9 protein-coding genes and 1 pseudogene are annotated in these 16,491 nt (G+C 49.4%); 8 read left to right on the plus strand and 2 right to left on the minus strand.

All coding sequences use genetic code 11. The features are described 5' to 3' along the window. From IQ256_RS24250 to IQ256_RS24285, 8 genes and pseudogenes are all read left to right on the plus strand, one after another. A pseudogene (locus tag IQ256_RS24250) lies at positions 1-538 on the plus strand (hypothetical protein); the annotation flags it as partial. 1 nt (position 539) lies between these two features. Further along, positions 540-2,855, plus strand: coding sequence for a CHAT domain-containing protein (locus tag IQ256_RS24255; protein ID WP_193858267.1), 2,316 nt, complete (start codon positions 540-542; stop codon positions 2,853-2,855). Between the two features lie 137 nt (positions 2,856-2,992). Beyond that, the gene (locus tag IQ256_RS24260) at positions 2,993-3,280 is read left to right on the plus strand and encodes a Calvin cycle protein CP12 (RefSeq protein WP_193858268.1); all 288 of its coding nucleotides are present in this window, start codon (positions 2,993-2,995) and stop codon (positions 3,278-3,280) included. Between the two features lie 258 nt (positions 3,281-3,538). Next, entirely contained in the window at positions 3,539-5,209 is a 1,671-nt protein-coding gene (locus IQ256_RS24265; protein ID WP_193858269.1) for a hypothetical protein, read from the plus strand. A gap of 315 nt (positions 5,210-5,524) precedes the next feature. Then, positions 5,525-7,291: a diflavin flavoprotein gene (locus IQ256_RS24270; protein ID WP_193858270.1), complete on the plus strand. Its 1,767-nt coding sequence runs from the start codon at positions 5,525-5,527 to the stop codon at positions 7,289-7,291. 141 nt (positions 7,292-7,432) lie between these two features. Next, the gene (locus tag IQ256_RS24275) at positions 7,433-9,295 is read left to right on the plus strand and encodes a diflavin flavoprotein (RefSeq protein ID WP_193858271.1); all 1,863 of its coding nucleotides are present in this window, start codon (positions 7,433-7,435) and stop codon (positions 9,293-9,295) included. A gap of 305 nt (positions 9,296-9,600) precedes the next feature. After that, positions 9,601-12,045, plus strand: coding sequence for an alkaline phosphatase (locus tag IQ256_RS24280; RefSeq protein WP_193858272.1), 2,445 nt, complete (start codon positions 9,601-9,603; stop codon positions 12,043-12,045). Between the two features lie 520 nt (positions 12,046-12,565). Then, positions 12,566-13,297, plus strand: a complete 732-nt coding sequence (locus IQ256_RS24285; RefSeq protein ID WP_193858273.1) for a DUF928 domain-containing protein — start codon at positions 12,566-12,568, stop codon at positions 13,295-13,297. Between the two features lie 78 nt (positions 13,298-13,375). Here the strand turns inward: IQ256_RS24285 and IQ256_RS24290 are convergent, their stop codons facing one another. After that, positions 13,376-16,174 carry a CHASE2 domain-containing protein gene (locus IQ256_RS24290; RefSeq protein ID WP_193858274.1) on the minus strand — a complete coding sequence of 933 codons (2,799 nt, stop codon included), beginning with the start codon at positions 16,172-16,174 and terminating at the stop codon, positions 13,376-13,378. An 18-nt stretch (positions 16,175-16,192) separates the two neighbouring features. Further along, the coding region (locus tag IQ256_RS24295) for an AAA-like domain-containing protein (protein WP_193858275.1) at positions 16,193-16,491 on the minus strand (299 nt) is incomplete at its 5' end.

The raw sequence follows: 16,491 nt of genomic DNA on the forward strand, positions 1-16,491 counted from the left end.
ATTTGGGATTGAGTTCCAAGATCGTTTGACGCCCAATAGCGATATCACCGCCAGCTCTGCCGCTGGACTAGACGGTGAGGTGAACATTGAGCTAGTCGATCCTTTTCTTTCTCCTATTCCTGTAGACCTGCCTGAGCAAACCGAGCCAGATCGTCAGGTGACCGCTCGCTGCGTGCCGGCTGAAGACACAGATTCACTGGTGGTTACTGGTAGAGGCGGCCTACCCACTGACCCTAGGCAGATGCTGCAAGGGCAAAATGTTTTGCGAGACGGGCGGCAGCTTGAGTCGGCTGTGATGTCGATATCTGAGCCAGTAGTCTCTGGGTTAGCAGTCTCTGAGTTAGCAGTCTCTGAGTTAGCGGTATCCGGGCCAGCATCTGGGTCAGCGAATTTAGCATCTATTGACTTGGCACCGGTTGTAGAGGCGCAAGGCTGGCAGAAGGACGCTCAAGGCCGCGTTCAACTAATCACGCCTTCAGCAGACCCTTTTCGTGCAGCAGTTGATTGTTCTACTAGTAGAAGCGCAACAATAAACTGAAATGAGAAAGTTACTACGCTATGGCGCTTTGCTTTTAATCACCTGCGGCCTGATGGTACTTATGACAGCCATCGGCCAAAGCGCGCCTGTTCTTCAGGCATCAGCGTCCGCCCCTACTCAAGCTACTCAGCAGCGGTCTCTAACCGCTTTGATCGATCAAGGTATAGAGCACTTTCATCAGGGCGAATTCGACTCAGCCTTGGCTAGCTGGCAAGCCGCAGAACAGCATTACCGAGAGCAGGCCGATCGCACAGGCATTTTGCTTAGCCAAATCAATCAAGTTCAGGCGCTGCGATCGCTAGGTTACTATGTGCGGGCGCAGCAGCTCGTTGCCCAGATTCAGCAGTCGCTATTAACTCAGCCTGATTCTGTGCTCAAAGCTCAAGCTCTACAGACAGTTGGCATTGCTTTTAGAGACTTGGGCGAATTGGAAGCAGCGGAAGCTGTCTTGGCTGAAAGCTTGGCGATCGCGCGGCAGCTCAATGATATCGAAGCGATTGCCCAGTCTCATTTTCAGCTGGGAAATACCGCTCAAGCTAACGACAATCTAGAAGCGGCCCAAACTGCCTACCAGCAAGCTCTAGAGATTGCAGAGCCTAATTCTCGCATCTGGCTAGAAACTGCCCTCAACCAAAGTCGCCTACTCGTCAACCAGCAAAAGTGGACAGCAGCTACGCCTCTGCTCGAAATAGTGCGATCGCGCCTGCTCGCCTTTCCACCTAGCCGCTGGCGTCTCTACGCCCAAATTAATCTCGCCGAGACCCTACTTTTAGATATTCCTCCGGCTTACTCTCCTCCGCTACGCCCACTATTAACTAACACGCTCCAACAATCTCGCACATTGGGCGATCTGCGCGGTGAATCTTATGCCTTGGGGCAGCTCGGCAGAGCTTACGAGAAGAGACAGCAATGGTCAGAAGCTTTGGCATCGACCAATCAGGCTTTGCAAAAAGCGCAGCAGGCTCAAGCGGATGAAATTGTCGCTAGCTGGCAGTGGCAAAAAGGAAGAATTCTGAAAGCGCAGGGGGCTGTAGAAGATGCGATCGCCGCCTATAGTCAATCTGTTGTAATTCTAGAATCGCTCGATCAGGATTTGGTTTCGCTCGATTCAGCCGCCCAGTTCTCATTTCAGCAGCGGGTAGAGCCCGTTTACCGCCAGCTAGTTGCCCTGTTGCTTCAAGATGTAGACAATTTACCCGCGCAGCAGCAGCAGCAGCGACTGATAAAATCTAGAGACACGGTTGAATCGCTTCAGCTTGCAGAACTAGAAAACTTTTTTCGAGAAGCCTGCTTGACCTATGCGCCCCGTCCGATCGATCAAATCGATTCACAAGCTGCGGTGATCTACCCAATTGTGCTAGGCGATCGCCTAGAAGTCATTCTCTCTCTTCCTAATCAACCTCTAGCGCACTACGGCAATCCCCTCCCTGATCAGCTAGGCACAACAACATTTCAAGCGCTGCGTCAGTCGCTTAATCCAGCTTTCCCCGCAGCGGAAGTATTACCGCCGGCCCAGCAGCTTTACGACTGGCTGATTCGTCCGGCTGAAGCAGCCCTCACAGAGCAGAAGATTGAAAGCTTAGTTTTTGTTCCTGATAGCTATCTTCGCAGCGTGCCTATGGCCGTTTTACACGATGGCACTCAGTTTCTAATCGAAAAATATGGCATAGCGCTGACGCCAGGTTTGCAGCTATTTGAATCTTCCAAGCTGACTAATCAGCCGCTTAAAGTATTAGCGGGCGGATTGACAGATGCTCGGCAAGGCTTTAGCGCTTTGCCCGCAGTCGATACAGAAGTCGCTCAGATCAAAGCTCAGTTCCCAGCAGAGATACTGTTAAATTCTGATTTCACTAGCTCAAAGCTTACTCAAGAAATAGAAGAGATTCCCTTTTCTATTGTGCATTTAGCCACTCATGGTCAGTTCAGCTCCAAGGCCGAAGATACCTTTATCCTTACCTGGAACGATCGCCTTCAAATCAAAGCGCTAGAACGGTTGCTACAGCAGCGCGAACTACAAACGCCAATTGAGCTGCTAGTGCTTAGCGCCTGTCAAACTGCTAAAGGAGACGAACGAGCCGCGCTTGGTATGGCCGGTATCGCCGTCAGATCAGGGGCTAGAAGCACAATTGCCTCTCTTTGGTCAGTGCAAGATCGATCGACTGCGGAGCTGATGAGCCAGTTTTATCAAGCATTTAGACAGCCTCAACTCTCGCGTGCTGAAGCACTCAGGCGATCACAACTATCGCTTTTGCACAGTACTAACTATACTCATCCTTACTACTGGGCTCCCTTTGTACTTATTGGCAACTGGCTGTAGACCTACTCGAAACTAACAAGTTAAGAAAAACTAATGATTCATAGATTAAACTTATATGTTTATAGTGTTGTCATCTGCTTAGGCTATAGATAGACTGTCTATAAGTTTGAAACAAATCTCTTAGTTAGGTGACTGCTATGACTAATGTTGCTGTTGCACAAAGAACAACGCTTCCTACTTTTAATCCTTTAGCTCAACCTTCTACATCCACCTTTGACAATCGACTGAAGGCCGCCTTAGAACATGCTCGTCGTCTGACTCATATGTATGGTTACCAGAGCGCTGATGTTGCGATCGCCTGGGAGACAGTTGAAGAGCTAGAAACTGCTAAATCCCATCAACCTGTTCCTTCCTGCCAGTACTCATTCGACTACTACTGTGCTGAAAATCCTGAAGCGCTAGAATGCCGTAGCTACGATTGCTAGGAAATCCGTTTTTATACAGTTAGCGTCTTGTTGTCTAATTACCGTTAAACGGTCTGCATCAGCAGTTATTAGACACTTGTAAGGCTGAGTCTCTTGCTAGGTAGAGGACTCAGCCTTTTTATTATCTGTGTATAGAGCTATGAGTGTGTAGAATTGGCTAGCGAGCGCTATACGTGAGCTGTTTCAATTTCTGAAACCTGCACTTACGCTCGGCACAGTCCCTGTAACTTACGTTATAGCCTTCGCTGACTATATCCTATGAATTTTCTGTTCTCAAGACGTCCGCTTCACCTAGATGCTGAACAAGTGTCCAAACTGATTGTAAGCGGCATGCTTGCGCTAAGCGTCAGCGGAGTTCCTCTGGCTGCTTATGCCGAGGCCAAGCCTTCACCTGCGACCATAAGCTCTCTCCAGAACGGACAGCCCTTTACAGAATCATCTCCAACAGAATTAGCCTCACTAACGGTCGAAGAGAAGATCGATCGACTAGATGCTGCTGTCTCAACGCTTGACAGTGACGATAGCGAAGATAATGATAGTGACCAAATTCGTTTGCTGCGTAGATTCGCTCGATCTTACAGCGAGCTAGGTGAACAAACTCTAGCTGTTGAGCTGTTGGCGCGAGCGGTTGCGATCGCACAAGAGAGTGAGTCAAGTGCTCTTTCTCCCATTAGGATCATTCCTACTTACATTGCGATTGGAGAAATCGAAGCTGCTGAAAATCTTCTAGCTCAAGTGCTTGATTCGAGCAACCAAATTCGGACAACTCATCTGATTCATATTGCAGAAGCATATAGCGCTACAGAAAATCATCAGCTAGCTGCGTCTACACTTTCGCAGACCGTAGGGTATTTAGAAGCCCTGGCAAGTAAAGAAAATAGCAGCGGCTCTATTTCTAGTATTGGACTAGTCGCCCAGGCTTACGATCGGCTAGAGGATCCGATGGTGGCTGAAGAAGGTCTTTCTCGGCTTATGGTGCTAGTAGAGGCTGAAGGTGAAACGGAGGGCGTCGGTCGTTCTAGCGGTCGGCTGGCAAAAACGTTAAGTCAGCTATCGATTGCACAGAGTAACCAAGGCAACGCGGCGGCGGCAGCGGCCCTAGCGGCACAAGCAATGGACATAGTGCGCGATGGTGAGGAGACTGGGTACATTGTAGCGGCGGTAGCTAGTGCCTACGGCCACGTAGAAGACAAAGACGTTGCAGAGAAAGCTTTGCAGGATCTGAAACAGCTTGCGATAGATGACTTGTCTTCTGTCGATCCGATTGGGCCTACATCAGCGCTAGGAGCGATCGCGATCGCCTACAAGCAAATGGGGAACGCTGAAAAATCAGAGAAAACGCTGGCAATCACCACAGAGGCATTTGGTGATTCTCTCTACATGCTAGGTGCAATCCTTCAAATCCATACAGAAATGGGAGATGTTTCTGCCCAAGAAGAGACGATTCAACAGATGTTCGATCAGCTGCCTTTGTTGAGAGACGCTGGACTTGTTGTTTCTGATGTTACCTCTGGCTATGCAGGCATAGACGGTATTGTAGAAGGCTACGTTCAAACAACGGATAACGAGCTAGCACGAGAGCGGCTAGCTATACTAGAGAGCTTTTTCAAAGAAGTACAGTTCGATCCGTTAGATACACCAGGACAGCTCGCAAGACTCGCCCAGGCGGCGGCTAGGAGAGAAGACTACGCGGCAGCGCAGCGGTTGCTAATAGAAGCCATACAGCAGTTAGAAACAGATAGCACCCTATGTCAAGAACAGTGCGATCATATAATTAGTCGTCTAGCTAGCAGCTATACCTGGTTAGAAGATGACCAGGCAAAACAAGCAGGATTTGATCGGCTCCAACAAATTGCTAACAATAATTTAGACTCCGAGCAAAGGAACTCTGTTGATAACATGCTCATTCGTGCTCGCGCAGCCTTCTAGCCACGTTTGTTTGAATGAGATTAGATAAACACTATCTTTCTTTTAGATATCTGAGCAATAGCTCTTTGAAAGTAAGGCTGGTCTGAGCATCAATGCAACTGTAATAAAGAAAAGCCGTACATAACGTGAGAAAAACACAAGGGCTTATATCAAATCTGCATCATAGAATTCATTTAGCTTATTGCTTTAACTTCAAAATATAACCTAAGCTTATGAGATTATTTTGAGATTAGCATTTTACAGACTTCTTACCTTACGACAAGATGAATGTATCAATAAGTAAACAATTGCTCCGCTGCGTAGGAGAGAAGTTCGATGGCTGCATTAGTTGATACCGCTCGTTTTGATACCGCCGATTCGCTTACATCCCGTTCAACGCCGTCGCGATCACGCCTCACACTTCAAACCGCCGAGATCGCCGCTGATACTACAGCGCTGCGCTGTCTAGATTGGGATCGCGATCGGTTTGACATTGAGTTTGAGCTGAAAAACGGCACGACCTATAACTCTTTTATCATTCGCGGCGAAAAGACTGCGCTAGTCGATACCTCTCACGGTAAGTTTCGCGATCAGTATATGGAGGACATGATCCGAAATTGCGACCCGCAAACGGTGAGCTATCTGATTGTGAACCATACCGAGCCAGATCACAGCGGCCTGATTGCCGATATCCTGGCTTGGGCTCCTCACCTTGTAGTGGTGGGCTCTAAAGTGGCTATTCAGTTTCTCACTAATATGATTCACCAGCCTTTCGAGTCATTGGTAGTCAAAAGCGGGCACACGCTAGATCTAGGCAAGGGGCATGAGCTGTCATTTGTCTCTGCACCCAATTTGCACTGGCCCGATACTATTTTCACGTATGACTCACTCACTCGTGTGCTCTATACCTGCGATGTCTTTGGCATGCACTACTGTGACGATATGCTGCTAGACGAGTCGCCCCACTTACTTCAGGAAGATTTTCAATACTACTATGACTGTTTGATGGGCCCCAATGCTCGCTCGGTGCTGATGGCACTCAAGCGAATTGCTAAGTTTCCGATCGATCTAATCGCGACCGGACACGGCCCTCTGCTGAAACGGCATCGAGAAGATTGGGTAGAACAGTATCGTAGCTGGAGTGAGAATCAGACTAAAGCAGAGACATTTGTTGCTCTGTTTTATATGGAAGACTATGGCTATAGCGATCGCATGGCCAAAGCGATTGCCGAAGGCATCACCAAGGCAGGCATTGATATAGAGCTAGTTGAGATGTCAGTTGCCGATGCTCATGAAGTGCGAGCAATCGCCAGTAGTGCTAATGGCATTGTGGTGGGTATGCCGCCTCAGCAGGCGCAAGGCGTCGGCATGCATCCTGCCCTGAGCACGCTGCTAACCTCTGTTAACAAGAAACAATCTGTTGGTTTATTTGAGACGGGTGGTGGCCAGGATGAACCGATCTACCCGCTGCGTAATCAGCTCCAGGCCATTGGTTTAAAAGAAGCCTTTCCGCCGATCGCTATCAAGCAAGCGCCCAGCGAAGTTACCGACCAGACTTGCTACGAAGCGGGGGTTGACCTGGGCCATCAGCTCAACAAAGATAAAACTGTACAGCAGAGCAAGCAGGTAAACTCTCATCTAAACCGGGCACTAGGACGGCTTAGCGGTGGACTCTATATCGTGACCGCCCAAAAAGGCGATGTCTCTGGGGCCATGCTCGCTTCCTGGGTGATGCAGGCTAGCTTTGAACCCTTAGGGATTGCGATGTCTGTAGCCAAAGACAGAGCGATTGATTCGATCTTGCAAAGTGGCGATCGCTTTGTGCTTAATATCCTCGAAGAAGGCCACTATCAGCCGCTAATGAAGCACTTTCTCAAGCGGTTCCCACCAGGTGCGGATCGATTCGAGGGCGTAGAAACTTATCCGGCTACGAACGGCGCGCCTATCTTGGCACAGGCTTTGGCCTACATCGAGTGTGATGTCACCTGCCGCTATGAATGCAGTGACCATATGATTGTCTATGCCACCGTGCAGGCCGGACGAGTCGCCAAAAGAGAGGGAATTACAGCCGTGCATCACCGCAAAGCAGGTAACCACTACTAACTCTCTCATCATCGACTGACCCGTATTTGTTTATTCTTCTATCGCTTCAATTTTGTCTTTAGCTGAACATGCTTACTGCCTCCACTGAGGCCATATTCACTGAGCCTAACTGACTCTATAGAATCTCTATTAGGATGCTCTATGCTATCACCAACAGTTCAGCCTTCCTCGATATCTCAGGATGCTTCAGCTCAATCTTCTATACCTCAACCCTCTACAGCAGACTCTACTACAACAGACGCTTCTCGGTCGGCTGCGCGTGATGTGCAGATTGCCACTATTGGGCCAGATACAACGGTGTTTAGATCGCGTGCTTGGGAGAGGCTTAAGTTCGAGGTAGAGTACAGCCGCCGTCAGGGTACCACTGCCAATGCCTATCTGGTTCAAGGCGATCGCACGGCCCTGATCGATCCACCAGGGGCTTCTTTTACAACTATCTTTCTCCAAGCCATTCAACCTTACTTAGAGAAAGCACCACTCGATTATATTGTGGTTAGCCACATCAATCCCAACCGAATGGTGACTCTAGCTGCCCTACTAGAACAGCAGCCTCAGGCCGTTATCGTCTGTTCTCGGCCCGCTGCTCAAGCGATTAAATTGGCGCTGCCTGACGACAACCCTAATAGCGAGAATTCTCTGCAAATCCAGCCTATTTTACCGCCCTGGTCAGATCTAGACTTGGGTCAAGGGCACTGCTTGCATCTGCTGACTGTGCCTACCCCGCGCTGGCCAGACGGACTATGTACTTACGATCCGCTGACTCAGACACTGTTTAGTGACAAGCTGTTTGGGGTTCACGTCTGTGATGAATCGCTGTTTGATGACCATTGGCGATCGCTCGAAACCGATCGGCGCTACTATTTCGACTGTCTTCACGCCGCCCAAACTAAGCAGGTAGAAACGGCCCTAGATCGGATCGATCGGCTGTCGCTCAAGTGCTTGGCCCCTGGGCACGGATCGCTAGTGCGCTACAGCCTTAGCCGCCTGAAAGATGACTACCGCCAGTGGTGCCAGCAGCAGCACCAGCAGAGTCTAACCGTTGCCTTACTCTACGCTTCGGCCTATGGCAATACCGCTATCATGGCCAATGCGATCGCCCGAGGACTGATCCAATCTGATATTGCCGTCGAACTGATTAACTGCGAATCTGTTGAACAAGCAGAACTTACTCGAATCGTTGAATCGAGCGACGGCTTTATTATTGGCTCACCGACTTTGGCTGGCCATGCGCCCGTGCAGATCCAAACCGCGTTAGGTACAGTGCTCTCCTCAGCCGTCAAAACTAAGCTGGCAGGCGTATTTGGCTCTTACGGCTGGAGCGGAGAAGCCATCGATATGCTGGAGCAAAAGCTAGCAGATCATAACTATCGCTTTGGCTTTGAAACGCTGCGGGTGCGCTTTAGCCCCCAACCTGAAACGCTACAAGCCTGCCAGGACGCGGGCATTCAGTTTGCCCAACAGCTACGAAAGCAGAAGAAAAAGCAAGCACCCCGGCAGGCGATTACTGAAGTCCAGGCTGGACGCACAGAACAGGCAGTCGGTCGAATTGTTGGATCTATCAGTGTGCTCACCACTCGCTCTAGCGATCCTCACAGCGATCGCCACAGCGGTATGTTGGTCACCTGGATATCGCAGGCCACGTTTAGCCCACCCGGTATTATGATGGCCATTGACTCCAACAATGCCGCTCAGCACCTAGCCCAGCCCAATACGCCCTTTGTGCTCAATCTTCTAAAAGAAGGACGCTCGATCAGGCGGCACTTTCAGCCCAGCAGCCAAAGCGCTCCGCAGGCGACCAGCGACTTTAGCCAAGTTGAACATCGAGTCGGTGATAATGGCTGCCTGATTTTAGAAGAGGCGCTGTCGTATCTAGAATGCACAGTGCAAGGCCACATAGACTGCGGCGATCACCATATCGTCTATGCCACCGTCCAAACCGGAGATGTGCTAGAAGCTGAAGGCGTCACTGCTGTCCAACACCGAAAATCAGGCAGTCAATACTAATAATTGATATTGTCAACTGCTTTAATTGAAGCTGGCAAAAATATCACATTCATCACTTACTGCCACAAAACCTACTTACTCTCCTATTACCACCCAGACAGTGTCTAAAGTGCTGTGTTGGGTGGTTTTCATATAGTTTCTCTTACAACCTGCTGTATTTGACTGTTCTTTGTGCCACGATTTTTTGAGTGTCGCTGTAGCCTCTTTTAGTACCAGCCTCTTTTAGTACCAGCTTAGAGCCTATCGTGCGAAGAGCAAATAGCGATGAAGCGACAGATTATTCAAGCATTCAAGAGATCGGTAAAATGCCAATTAACAATAATAGTACTTTCTATCTCAAAAACGTCAGCGCGAATCAGTACGTAGTTGGCGTCGAGCAAGGAAGATATAACTGGCCGCAGCTAGGACATAAGAAAGCCGCCATCAAGCTTAAGTTCATTCAGCAGCGCAACCCCCAAGGAGGAACAGTTTGGAAAATCGTCTCGACTGAATCATCATTGAATGGAAAGAATGTTTTAGGCGCTTTCACCGATAGTCGAGACTGTTACTATTGGAAAGACAACTATGACAAGCGTAAACAAGGGTGGGAGATTGCCAAAGCCTCAGGCAGAGACGGTATTGATGCGAATGAGGGACTTTTGATCCGCAACGTTTCTTATCGGCAGTATCTAGTAGCTGATTCTAAGTACAAAGGCTATATCACAACAGATAAAGCAAAGCGAGATGTTTGGTCGCTGGTTCCTGTAGAAAGTGCTTCTAGACCCAGTACTGCTAAGCCTAGTGCTGCCAAGCCTAGTACTTCCAGTCTGGACAATTCAAAAAACAACAGCGTTTCCGCCAACAGCTCTCAAGCTAGCGTTCAAACAGAAAAGGTCTTCCAGCTTTCAGTAGCTTCGGGCGATCCGACTGAAAACAGCGTGATCTTGTGGACTCGACTGCCTGATAATCAGCAGTCGCTAGGCTACGAGGTTTCAGATACAAAAGATTTTCGTAACATTATACAGTCTGGCACGGTTGATCCTTCACAATTTGGAGCCGACCGAGACTATACGGTGAATGTAGATGTTAAAGAGCTCGAATCGAATAAATCATACTTCTACCGATTTAATTATGGCGGCGTAGTCAGTCAGATTGGCCGCTGTCGGACCCTGCCTGACCCTGATGAGGATCTTAAAAGCCTGCGTTTAGCTGTGGTTACTTGCAATGACTATAGCAGTGGTTATTTCAATGCTTTTTATAAACTAGCCGATGCCGACGTTGATTTTGTGGTTCATTTAGGAGACTTTGCCTACGAGTATTCTCAGTATCCTAAGGGCTATGGCAAACGTTACCGCGAGGAGATTCCTTTTGAAGATACGACATTTAGAATTGAGGAGGGTGAAGACGGTTATGAAGGGTGCGATCGCGCCTACGCTCTAAAAGACTTTCGTCAGATCTATCAAACTTATCGGAAAGACAAGGCGCTTCAAAAAGCGATGGAAAACCATACCTGGATGATTATGCTCGACGATCACGAACTGGCAGATGATTTTTATTGGAACTATGAACAGAATACGGCGGGCGCAAATCCATCCCATTCGATATACAAAAAGTTTGAGCAAAAAAGAAAAGCGGTAAAAGAGGCAAATCTACCGTCAGAGCAGGCGCAAGAGAAGCTAGCAGCTATTCAGGAAAATGAAAATAAAGCGATGATGACGCTATGTCGAAATGGGAAACAGGCATGGCGCGAGTATGTTCCCTACCGGCCTATCATCGATCGGTCTTTTCCTAAAGATCATCCGAATCACTATCGGCTGTATAGATCTTTTAAGTTTGGCAAGCTGGTAAATTTCCTTTTGAGTGATAGCCGTTCCTATCGCGATCGCCCGCAGTTGGATGGAGTAACTAGCAAGGACGACCTACCTGGCAAACCGGAGTCAAGCTCTACTCAGCAGCCAAGCATGCTCGGGCCAGCTCAAAAAGAATGGCTAAAAACCGGCCTGAAAGATAAAGAGGCGCAATGGAAAGTATGGGGAAATCAAACGCTGATATCCTTGATGCTATTTAAGCTGATGAACCGATTCGCTGAAAAATACGATGATTGGCATGGGTTCGTAGCAGAGCGATACGAGATCTTGCAGGCTGTCAAGGAAGCGGAAAACGATCACAATAAAAGTGAAAATGCTAGCTACTTTGTCGTCCTGACAGGCGATATGCATACCTCGCTAATCTCTTATTTAAAGACTGAATTTGAGGGCAAGTTAAATAAGATGAACCTGGACTACAGCCGACTAGCGGGCGTTGAATTTATGACCCCAGCCATCACGTCGCCCGGCCTGCACGAATTTGCTGACGTTTCAATAGATCAAAGCGTACTAGGAACAGTCGCTAGCGGCGCATCGGAGATGGCAGATAGTCTGATTAGCTGGTGGAAAGGTGAAGAGAGTTCGCAGGAGGAGAGTTCTCAAAAGACTGAGCCGCCGTCGAAAGTTGATCTAATCTCGAAAGCAGTACGAACGTTCAATCCTCAGATCAAAGATATTAACTCTGAGGTGAATGGATATGCGATCGCAACTTTCACTCCTACTGATATGACTTGGGAAGTATTTGGCGTCGATAAAAGCGCCTATAAAGAAACGGAGCAAACAGCTACCGATGGCAGCATAGTGACACAAGAAGTCTCAACTAGCGATGTAGAAGCTGAAACAGTCCGCTTCGTTCGGTACGATCCAAGCAAAATAAACTTAGAATTTCCAGACTTTTCTAAGTAAACTTCTAGAGCGATCTAGATACCTGACTCAAAGCAAACAGGCGCAGCCGTTAAAAAAACGGGACTGCGTCTTTTTTGTCTTACTTAAAATGCTTGGATTTCAGCAGCAAGCGATCAAGTCTACGCTTCAATGCTGATGATAAATACGTATTAGCTAACGCACCTTCTAGATTCATGGATAATTGACTCAAGACTCTTATTGACTCAAGACTCTTATAGTTTCTAATGACGGTAGTTTCTAATGACGGTAGTTTCTAATGACGGTAGTTTCTGATAAGAGCATCGGCATCTCCAGACTGCTATAGCGCTACGTTCACGACAGCCGATTGGATGCGCTGAAGTAAATCTATAAGAAACGTCTTTATTCACTGATGACTAATGTCTCTTAAAGTTTAGAGACAGTCCTGGAAACCACTGAGTGCTTCAGTATAAATAGAATAGAAAGTGCGATTTGGTTCTGTGTGAAAGCTCACGGCGCTAAAGGTTGCACAAATTCTGTATGCCCCCTACTGTGTTGAAGTATGTCTCTATTGTTACCTCAGTGGTGTTCCTGGACACTGAGAATAAGCTTTTTTGCGATCGCACTCTCTCTATTTAGCCCGCCGCAGAGTTTCTCAAAGCGAGCTGCTAGCGCTGCCGCCTCGCCCAAGCAAATTATCTTTTGGGATGGATTTGAGCCCCCCGGAGATGGTGCTCCCCGCGATACGTCCGGCGCAGGGTCTAGAGATGGCGGCGCTTGTGCGGCTAATGAACCGGCTATTCATCCGCTCATGCCTGCGCGTAACTTTGGCCTTACCCTAGCGGCCCATCCTACCGTATTCGCACAGCTTCCTGAGACCTCTGCTACTCAAGCTGTGCTAGTGGTTACCAATGAAGCCGGTACTTACTACGAGCGAGCTTTTCTACCTATCCCGGCAGGTGATGTTGCCGCCTTTCCATTTCCTCTAGCGTTCGCACCGCTCACCGTAGGAGACAACTACCGATGGCAGCTAGTGATCGTCTGCGGGGAAACCGTAGAGCCAGATGATCCTGTGCTCGGCGGCTGGATGCAGCGCACTGAACCACCTGCTAGCCAGCCCCAAGTAAGTCAGCCACCGATAGAACAGGCTCAGTGGTATGCCCAAAACGGCTATTGGTATGAAATGTTGGCTATTCTGGCAAAAGAGGCGCGATCGCATCCTAGCGACGCTCAGCTACAGTCGCTTTGGCAAGCCGTTTTGACAGATGAAAGCCAGGCTAGCGCTGAGCTATAGCAAGCTGAGTGATAGCAATTTGCAGAATCGCTATAAAAGAAGACTTGACGGAAATCAAAAGCGTAGACTATCTCTTCTTTAAGACTGCCTTTTTTCTAACCAGGCGTTGATTAGACCCTGATGCTCTTCACTTTCTGTTTGTTTTAAATACTCTAAAGCAATTTGACCTACAGCTGGCTGCTCTGCTTCAGCTTTGATTAGCTGTCGCAGTGTGTGCTTTAGCGTTAGCTGTTTGAGCTGCTGGGTCGCTAGCCACGGAAAGGACAGAGCGGCGACTGTCCATGCCAAAATCCCCGGTAGTAACGGTAGCCACCAGCCCGCTAGAAAGCTGAGATAGCTGCCGCCTAGCAGCGCCACTACTCCCAGGGTAACTACAACGACAATTTGCCAAAAGTCTTTTAGCCACCAGGCGATCGCCGCGCCTACGCAGGCGTGAGCCCAGATCCAAAACCATTCCCAGCCCTCAGGCAGTGTCTGCAGGGTTGGCCATCCGTCTAAGCTGCTAGAAAGTAGCTGGCTCAAGATATTAGCGTGAATGGCAATACCCGCCATGCCTCCAACCGCCGCGCTAGGTGATACATCGGCGCTGGCATCGCTCACGGCTTTGACCACTGAGCGCACCGGGTAAAACCAGCGGCGGCTAAAGGGCGTTTGAAACAAATCATTGACGCTTTCAGCCGTAGAGCCAATTAGGACAACGCGATCGCGCACTCTCTGTTCAGGAATCTCTCCTGCCAAAGCCTGCTGGATAGAGTAGGTTTGATACTTGTGCAGTTGGCCGCGATAGTTCAGCAGTAGCTGATAGCCACCGTCGTCTGCGCGAATGTAGCCGCCGTCATACTGGCGAAAAGGGCGAAGGACTGCCTTGCCCAGCCGTAGCGTATTGGGCCGATCTGCGACTGGGGAAGGCACGATGCCTTCTTCCTCTAAGTAGGCGATCGCGAGCCTTAGCGCCAAACTTTCGTGCATTCCGGCCTGATCGCGTACTGTCAGCAACGCCCGGCGGACTTTGCCATCATCGTCTAATACCTGGTCAGAAAAGCCAACGCGATCGCCTGCTTTTAAAGCGCTAGGGGGCGCGACCTGGCTACCGACTATCTTCTCGATGCCAACTAAGTTCGGCATCTCTGCTAATAGCTGAGAAAGCTGACGATGGCCAGGCTCGACGGGCAAATCTCGGTAAAGATCTATGCCGATCAGCCGAGGCGCTTGAGCATTTAGCGACTGTAGCGTCTGGGCAAGAATGCCGTCGGGTACAGGGAAACGGCCAATCTGCTGCAAGTCGCGCTCGTCGATGGTGATCAGGGTAATTCTGGCATCGATCGGCAGGCTCGTTTGACGGAGCTGAAAGAAAAGGTCTAAGGCCGCGAGTTCAAAGCCTTGTAGGGCTCCGCCTAGCCGCAGCACTAGCAGCAGGAGGGTGACGCCACTCCCCCAAACTGCTATCCACTTACGCGGGGGCCGCTGCCGTTTGGCCCACTGGCGGCTGGCGCGCTGTACGCTAGCGAGTAGTTGATTTGCCTGTCTAACAGAGTGCAGGGCAAATTGAGCCTGCACTCTTTTTTGCTGCTCTGCTACTAGCTGCCCTTCGATCTGCTGCTGCGCCTGTAGCTGACTAGCTTTCAAGAATCGATAGTCTAGATCACTGAGCTGCTTTTGCTCAGCCCAAGCTAGCGCCTCTTTTAAGGCCAGCCCTTTGAGCAGATACGCCGACTCTGCTTGGCCACTGGCTACCCAGGTTTCAAACGAGTCGGCATAGGGTCGAAGCTTAGCTAGCTGCTGAGCGACCCAGCTTTCGTTAAATACGGCCTGATAGATGGGGTTCTTAACCATGAGCTGGCCGTATCTGTGAGTGACTAATCCAGAGAGCAGCAGTTCTGTTTGCTCTAGGCTATGGTCAAGCTGGATGGGCTGTTCGGCCAATATTCGCTGATAGGTTCCTAGAATGCGGCTAGTGATCGTTGGCTGATAGAAGATGCGATCGCGAATAGTTCTCAGATGCTCTGGCTCATCATTACTCTCCCAATGCTGAATCAGATGTGTCCAAACTGTTCTATCCACCCAGTCTGTCGGAGAACAGCTACTATCGGCCCTGCAGGTTAACAGATGTGCCTGCTCTTCTAGTAGCAGCCGACAAACCTTTTGAGTCAGTAGAGGCTGTCCTCTGGTCCATTTCAATACATCTGCCAATAGCTGCTGAGCACTGGCACCCGGCAGGTTGAGTCCGGCGGCTAGGGGCCGCGCTTCGGCCAGAGAGAACCCAGTCAGTGAAATCGACTGACCAATGTTAAAAGGCGTTCGCTGCTTGTCTTGAATTAAATTAGACGGCGCTGCTACGCCAAAGATCGCAAAGGCAATCCGGTGATAGCGAGGATCCACCGCTCGGCGGTTGTAGCAATAGCGAATTAGGGCAAAGAAGTCATCCACCGCAAAGGGCAGACTCAAGACGCCATCTACCTCATCCAAAAAGATATAAAAGCTAGATTGAGGATAGCGATCCAACAAAAGCTCAGAGATAAACTGACTGAGCTTTTGGGGCAAAGAGATATCGCTTTGTTGTTTCCACCAGGCTTGCAAGTCAGTGACCTCAAATAGGTCGAAGCCTGCCCATAGCTCGGCGGTAAGTCCTTTGTACCACTGGGTAGGGGTGACGGTCTCGCTGCCGATGTTGGTCAGATCAATCGTGGCAACGCGATCGCCCTGCTGCTGGAGTCGATACTTTGTGCGTACCATCAAAGACGACTTTCCCATCTGCCGAGAGCTGAGCACATGGCAAAATTCTCCCGATCGCAGCGCTTCATACAGCTCGCTATCCGCCTGCCTTTCTACATAGGTAGGATCATTGGCGATTAGCGTACCGCCCACCTGATATCGCATACGCTTCCTTAGCTTTCCTCAGCGACAGATCGCCTGTAACTGCTCGCCAAAATACCGCCGATACAGATCGCAACTAGGCTTGACTAAGCCGCTCTCAAAGCAGATTAGCCCCAAACTCTCAAGCTTGTAGGCAGAGATAGCATCTAGAGAAATCGCTTCTTCTGAAGTCGCCACTTGATAGTAAAGGCAGGCTAGCGCCATGTCGCTTTGTAGCGTTGTCAAGCACTGTTGCAAATGCTGACGGTAAATTCCGTTTGGCAAAATAGCCGTGCTCAAAATACTATTTAAGGTGGCCTGGCGACGCCTCAGCGCATAGA

Origin of the sequence: cf. Phormidesmis sp. LEGE 11477 (genome assembly GCF_015207105.1) — a bacterium.
GTDB lineage: Bacteria > Cyanobacteriota > Cyanobacteriia > Phormidesmidales > Phormidesmidaceae > Phormidesmis.

Excerpts from the sequence above, each read along its gene's own strand:
- IQ256_RS24285 (WP_193858273.1), top strand. The coding sequence starts at position 12,566 with ATGTCTCTATTGTTACCTCAGTGGTGTTCCTGGACACTGAGAATAAGC.
- IQ256_RS24275 (WP_193858271.1), top strand. The coding sequence starts at position 7,433 with ATGCTATCACCAACAGTTCAGCCTTCCTCGATATCTCAGGATGCTTCA.
- IQ256_RS24255 (WP_193858267.1), top strand. The coding sequence starts at position 540 with ATGAGAAAGTTACTACGCTATGGCGCTTTGCTTTTAATCACCTGCGGC.
- IQ256_RS24280 (WP_193858272.1), top strand. The coding sequence starts at position 9,601 with ATGCCAATTAACAATAATAGTACTTTCTATCTCAAAAACGTCAGCGCG.
- IQ256_RS24270 (WP_193858270.1), top strand. The coding sequence starts at position 5,525 with ATGGCTGCATTAGTTGATACCGCTCGTTTTGATACCGCCGATTCGCTT.
- IQ256_RS24260 (WP_193858268.1), top strand. The coding sequence starts at position 2,993 with ATGACTAATGTTGCTGTTGCACAAAGAACAACGCTTCCTACTTTTAAT.
- IQ256_RS24265 (WP_193858269.1), top strand. The coding sequence starts at position 3,539 with ATGAATTTTCTGTTCTCAAGACGTCCGCTTCACCTAGATGCTGAACAA.
- IQ256_RS24290 (WP_193858274.1), bottom strand. The coding sequence starts at position 16,174 with ATGCGATATCAGGTGGGCGGTACGCTAATCGCCAATGATCCTACCTAT.